Raw genomic sequence first — 5,013 nt, 5'->3', positions numbered from 1 at the left:
GGGCTGGGGCCTCAGCGTAGCCTCTGATCAAGCGTGAGCGCTGCGTGATGCCTCGCGGCTCATCCTTACCGAGGGCAAAGCGAGTAATTGGAACGATTGCCGTCGGAGAGAACCTTCGAGGGAGATGTCCGCTTCTGGCGGAGTTCTATTCCTTATGTGACCAGAAGTGTTTGACGACCCATGTATCTCCGTCAGCTACAAGCAGCATAGTGCCTTCGTAATGGTCGACAGCTTCATCACTCTTCGAAGAAAAGGAGATCGTGGAGTAGTCAGGTTTAGTCGCGTCATTGTCTTTGCGAATAGCTGATCCACTCTGTTCGGAAAAGTCGAATGTAATGCACGTTCCGCTAATTTGATCTGGCGTAGAGGTGCAGTCCCATATCTCTTTCGTCATGAGGTACTTGATCGTAATTGGTCGCGTGACACTTCGATCTGTATGTAGTGCCTGGACGTCGTTATTTACTCTGGCACAGTAATCGTCGTTCTGGCATACCTTCATGAAGTCTTCTGTGTCTCCGGTATTGAACGCATATGCCCACAGGTCGACGTACCACTGTGATGTCGCTTGGGCACCAATTTGTCCGCCTGCGTAGAGGTGTGTCGGGGGAGTGGGCTTCGGGACGTCAACGGGAGTCGGTTCTGCGGATTGAGGGGTGTCTCCCGATTGGGAGCCAGATTGCGCGATGCTGTCAGACTGGGGAGACTGTGCCCCGGACTGAAGCTCGGCGTTCGCGTGGGCTCGAGCGTTGAATGCGTGGAACCCCAGGAACGATGCGCCGATGATGACAACAGCGGCAATAACGGTGCCGACCCACTGGCCGATGCTGGAGGTTTTGGTGGTCATGGTGCATCACTCGCTTAGTGTCCTTGGCTTTCTTCCCAAGTGTCGGTGTTGCTGATGAGGAGGTGGGAGAGGCGGAATGGGCCCGTTGTTTCTTTTGTTGTGACGAGGCCGTTGATGGTTTGTGTCTCTCCGGTGAAGGGGTTGGTGGCTGTGCCTGCCCAGGTGGTGGTCAGTGTGATGGTGCGTGTGGCCTTGGGGTAGGGGCCGTCGAATCGGGATCTCCACCCGTTTGGCGGCGTGTAGTAGTGGCGGATGAGGGCTGGGTCGGTGTTGGGCTTCATGCCTTTGTGCCAGGGCATTCCCGGCGAGGTCGTGGTTAGGTCCGGGGTGTCGTCTCCCCAGTTCCAGGTGTAGGAGGTGGCCGTGAATGTCACGGTGACCTCTCGGCCGAACATCGTAACTACATGGGTTTGAGTGGGGCGCGTAGCCGCCACGAGCGTGGGAATGTGCTTGTTTGTGTAGGACACCCCTTCGGGCCGCTTGTACAGGCCAGCACCGTCGGCGTGGATGACGGCCGTGGCTAGGTAGAGGATATCTCGTGTGGAGGGGATGCGGCCGGGGTCCTGGTCGGATCCTCCCTCAGGATCAGCGGGGAGCGGGCAGTTGTCGACCGTGTCGTCGGCGGAAACCGTCGGGCTGTTAGGGGCCTTGTTGACGTACACGTTTTTACAACGCGCAGCGTCCCCGAATGTCTGCGCAGCAGGACTTGCGTCGGAAGAGTTCGTGAGTCTAGGGATATCGTCAGCCGGATTAGGATTTCCGAAAGGGGTGTCGGGATCAAGTTCGCTTTGACCGAGTATCCCCGCAATTACTGCATCTGCGCCTTCGGTGTAACTGTTTAGTTGCCCGTCAGGTTCACCAAACGCCCATCCCGCTGTGGGAATGTAAGTAAGGCAAAGACATGTGGCGAGAGTACAGATTGCGCTAGGCATATGCGATTTAGTCTTATTCATCACCGGCAAATCTTCCCTGCGTTTCAATCCACTGTCCGTCGCGCCATGTCATAATCAGGGTAAACGTGGATTTATACCTCGAGGCGGCGGTGTGCACTTTCGTTTTGGTGCAGTAAGTTCCGTCGTATGAATCGACACGATATTTCACAACGATAGAACCTTCGGGAACATCTTTTCCGTTCGCTTCAATCGGCTCAACACGAAGGACATGTGTGATGTTCGATTCCATTCCGTAGGTCCATCCGCTGTCGTATCGAGTGTTAACGTCTCGGACTATTGCCGACGCAAACTGTGATGATGGGGAGGACATGTCCGCGAATGGTTGCGTGTCTCCCGTGTTCCATGCGTAGACAAGTAGTGCGAGGTAGTGTTCTGCGGCTGCTTCCGCCCCACGTTCACTGTTTTCCTTGGCAGCTTCGGGTAGCTCCGGTTTGGTGTAGGTGTCCGCTGCGAACTCGGCGGGGCGCACGAGCACGCCGTCGGGGCCGATCTGGTAGCCGCCCGACATGGCGGGCTCACTCGACACCGTTGGGGCGGGTGTGGGTGCGGCCGTGGGGCCTGTGGCCGCGACGGTGGGCGTGTCACCCCAGGCATGCCACCAGCCTTCTGCGACACCGTTGACATAGACGGCGTAAAAGCCGCCAATCACCAGCCCCACAACGGCGATGCGGATACCCCAATCAACAGCGCCGACGCGCATCCAGGAGCGAACCGGGGTGCGCTTTCCCGTGGGGCGCGTGTGGGTGGCAGGCCGAGAGGGAGACGCGTGGTCGTGTGAGCGCTGCTCGTCGCGTGACCCCAGCTCAAGGACCGCGTCGTCTTCGTCAGCGATGAATCGATCAGACAGAGGTGAGTTCTCCATGGTGTGCCCTCCACGGTGAGATAAGTGGTGGTCCGCCCCCTCCGTTGGGGGCGGACCCTTAGTTGTCAGGGTACGCGCAGAACCGACACGAAACACTAAGAATGCTGCGCAACCATCACGCAAATCCTCCCACCCACATCCCCGCAACCGCACGAATGTGCACAACCCAGCCCCGGCCTCGTCGTGACCTGTGGGTATGGACGTGTTCCCAGATTGTCACCGGTCGGCGATACCGAGTTATCGGCCTTGCAAGTGGGCACAGATGCCGGCCCCGTGCGATATGGTTATCGAGAAACGAAGCGGGGTTGTTCATCGGCGCTCGGGAACGAACGGCACATGTCGGCGCGATGTGGCGGCTGATCTCTCGCATCCGAATCCGCGCGCATAGGAACCGCTGAAACAACGAGATCCCTCGAGGAAGAGAGGCCTTCAGTGGAAACACAAGGAGAAAAGTATGGAAGCCATCGATGAGTTGATTAGCGCTGCGCAGACCTTCTACGATGACGCGCGCGCGGATGAGAATGGGCGCTCCCGCTCGTGGGAGCATTGCTATCGCGTCTTCCGAGATGCGCGGACCGACCCTTCCCCGGACTACGACTATTTGAGCCTGCACCTCGCTTTCTACCTGGCGAGCTGGGGGATGTATCGGGGCTCGTGCTTCATCCTTCAGAAGGACTACAAGGTGCACACGCCCATCGTCGAGGAGATCCTCAAGCCCGAGTACGACTGCCTGTTTGGGCTCGCGTGTGCGGATTTGCGAAACGATGACGTCCGGGCGCAGTACACGAAGCTGTACAAATACATCGACGCCTATTTCGATCCGATCCGCGAAAAGGTCGCAGGGCGTAAACATACTAATCCTGTGTCCCCGGTCCTCATCACGAAAATCCTGATGGGAACGCTCGGGTGCGTGCCCGCGTACGACAGATTCTTTCAGGATGGCGTTGCGACATACAAGGTGACAACGGCGGAATACAGCCTGGAGTCTGTGCGCAAGCTCGCGAAGTTCTACGAGGCCCACAACGACCGCCTCGAGGAAGCGCGGCGCGGAATGCGGACTGATGACCTCATCTATCCGCAGATGAAGCTCCTCGATATGGGGTTTTGGCAGATTGGGTTCGAGAAGGACGCTGGGGACGCCAAGTGACCCGTGACTGAACTTCTGGTGGGGTCGGCGACGCCGAGAATCTCGGTCATCGCCGACCCCACCAAGAGTCGCTTACCCCCTCGATTGGGCACGTGCCACCCGCCGTGAGGACAGTGGGTGTGCACCCAACGGAGGCCTCGATAATGAGGCCACCGTTGGATGCACACGAGGAGGAGCCACGATCACGGGCGCGTGGGCAACACCGCCTGCCCGATCCTGGTCTTGACGTCCTCGACCTGGCCGGAGAGAACGTCGATGACGGCATTCATGAGCGGCAGCTGGTCGCGCAGCTCCGGGGCGTGCTGGTCGACGAACTTGAGCGCAAAACTGGCTGCGGGAACGCCTTCGACGGTCTGCTCTAGGCGAGCCATCTCCTCGAGTGCTTCCTTCGGCCCTTCGCCGCGCCCGATGCGCACGCCGTAGAACTTGTTGCGCCCGGACAGCCCGGGTACCTCGAGGTCGCCGACGCCCGGGAGGCCGAATGTGGTCATTTCGTTGGCGCCCTGCGAGGTGCCGAGGATCGACACCTCCCTCACGGCCTCGTTAAATGTGGCCGCCGTGAAGTTGTGGTGTGAAGCGTAAAAGTGTGAGCTAATCGTGATGACGATAAAAGGAGTCGATGACCAACTTCGCCTGTGTCAAGAAGCAGTATGCTTGAGTGAGACGTCTGCCACACCTCAAGCGTGCTCGTTGAGAAATGTTGGGATGCGCGATAGTCTAAGCGTAGCTCATCAACCAGGTGTTGAAGGAGTATCTGGAGCCGTCACATTGTTGGCGGCTCTTGCTTTTCCCAGTATTCCATGTAATCTTTATAAAACTTGTTTCGTCGCCTCCGGGATTCGATGTAGTAGGCAGTGATGAGAAGGGCGTATGCTGGCCGCTCCTCCACAATGACTATGTAGTCGAATTCTGTGCGTGTAATTAGGTATCTTGGGTGACTGCTTCTCTTTGTGTCAATCCACCAGCAAAGTTGATCTACGTCAGGAAAAGTATTGTTGAATTCTTTGATGTAAATCGGGATCCAGTGAAATCGTGTGCAACGATTATAATCCAATGTGCGACTAGCCTCATCGGTGTCACCGCAGGAGATGATGTGCCAAAAGACTGCGTGTTTACCGTGAATTTCTGGCATTCTGCGCATACTGAGGGTTAGTCCATCATGTTTCCATGGTAGAGGATTATCTATAAAGTCCCTGAGAAAATATGA

General features: G+C 57.3%; 6 protein-coding genes. 1 reads left to right on the top strand and 5 read right to left on the bottom strand.

Annotated elements, in window-relative coordinates; genetic code table 11:
* Positions 1-145: 145 nt before the first annotated feature.
* From HMPREF1137_RS10115 to HMPREF1137_RS08020, 3 genes are all read right to left on the bottom strand, one after another.
* Positions 146-844: a DUF6318 family protein gene (locus HMPREF1137_RS10115; RefSeq protein WP_009054110.1), complete on the bottom strand. Its 699-nt coding sequence runs from the start codon at positions 842-844 to the stop codon at positions 146-148.
* Between the two features lie 14 nt (positions 845-858).
* Positions 859-1,506, bottom strand: a complete 648-nt coding sequence (locus HMPREF1137_RS08025) for a hypothetical protein (protein ID WP_009054113.1) — start codon at positions 1,504-1,506, stop codon at positions 859-861.
* A 283-nt stretch (positions 1,507-1,789) separates the two neighbouring features.
* Positions 1,790-2,659 (bottom strand): DUF6318 family protein, encoded by an 870-nt coding sequence (locus tag HMPREF1137_RS08020; protein ID WP_009054106.1) that lies wholly within the window; start codon positions 2,657-2,659, stop codon positions 1,790-1,792.
* 454 nt (positions 2,660-3,113) lie between these two features.
* On the opposite strand from HMPREF1137_RS08020, the gene HMPREF1137_RS08015 reads away from it, so the two are divergent.
* On the top strand, positions 3,114-3,806 hold the full coding sequence (locus HMPREF1137_RS08015; RefSeq protein WP_009054112.1) for a hypothetical protein: 693 nt from the start codon (positions 3,114-3,116) through the stop codon (positions 3,804-3,806).
* A gap of 182 nt (positions 3,807-3,988) precedes the next feature.
* Here the strand turns inward: HMPREF1137_RS08015 and HMPREF1137_RS08010 are convergent, their stop codons facing one another.
* Together HMPREF1137_RS08010 and HMPREF1137_RS10545 are read right to left on the bottom strand one after the other, a co-directional pair.
* On the bottom strand, positions 3,989-4,402 hold the full coding sequence (locus tag HMPREF1137_RS08010; RefSeq protein WP_081493533.1) for a glycerol-3-phosphate dehydrogenase: 414 nt from the start codon (positions 4,400-4,402) through the stop codon (positions 3,989-3,991).
* A 167-nt stretch (positions 4,403-4,569) separates the two neighbouring features.
* Positions 4,570-5,013: hypothetical protein (locus HMPREF1137_RS10545; RefSeq protein ID WP_231284074.1), on the bottom strand; the 444-nt coding region annotated here is incomplete at its 5' end.

The organism is Actinomyces sp. ICM39, assembly GCF_000282935.1.
Lineage (GTDB): Bacteria > Actinomycetota > Actinomycetes > Actinomycetales > Actinomycetaceae > Pauljensenia > Pauljensenia odontolytica_B.
Note: the sequence above shows the minus strand (reverse complement) of the source record. Positions and strands in the feature narration are given on the sequence as shown.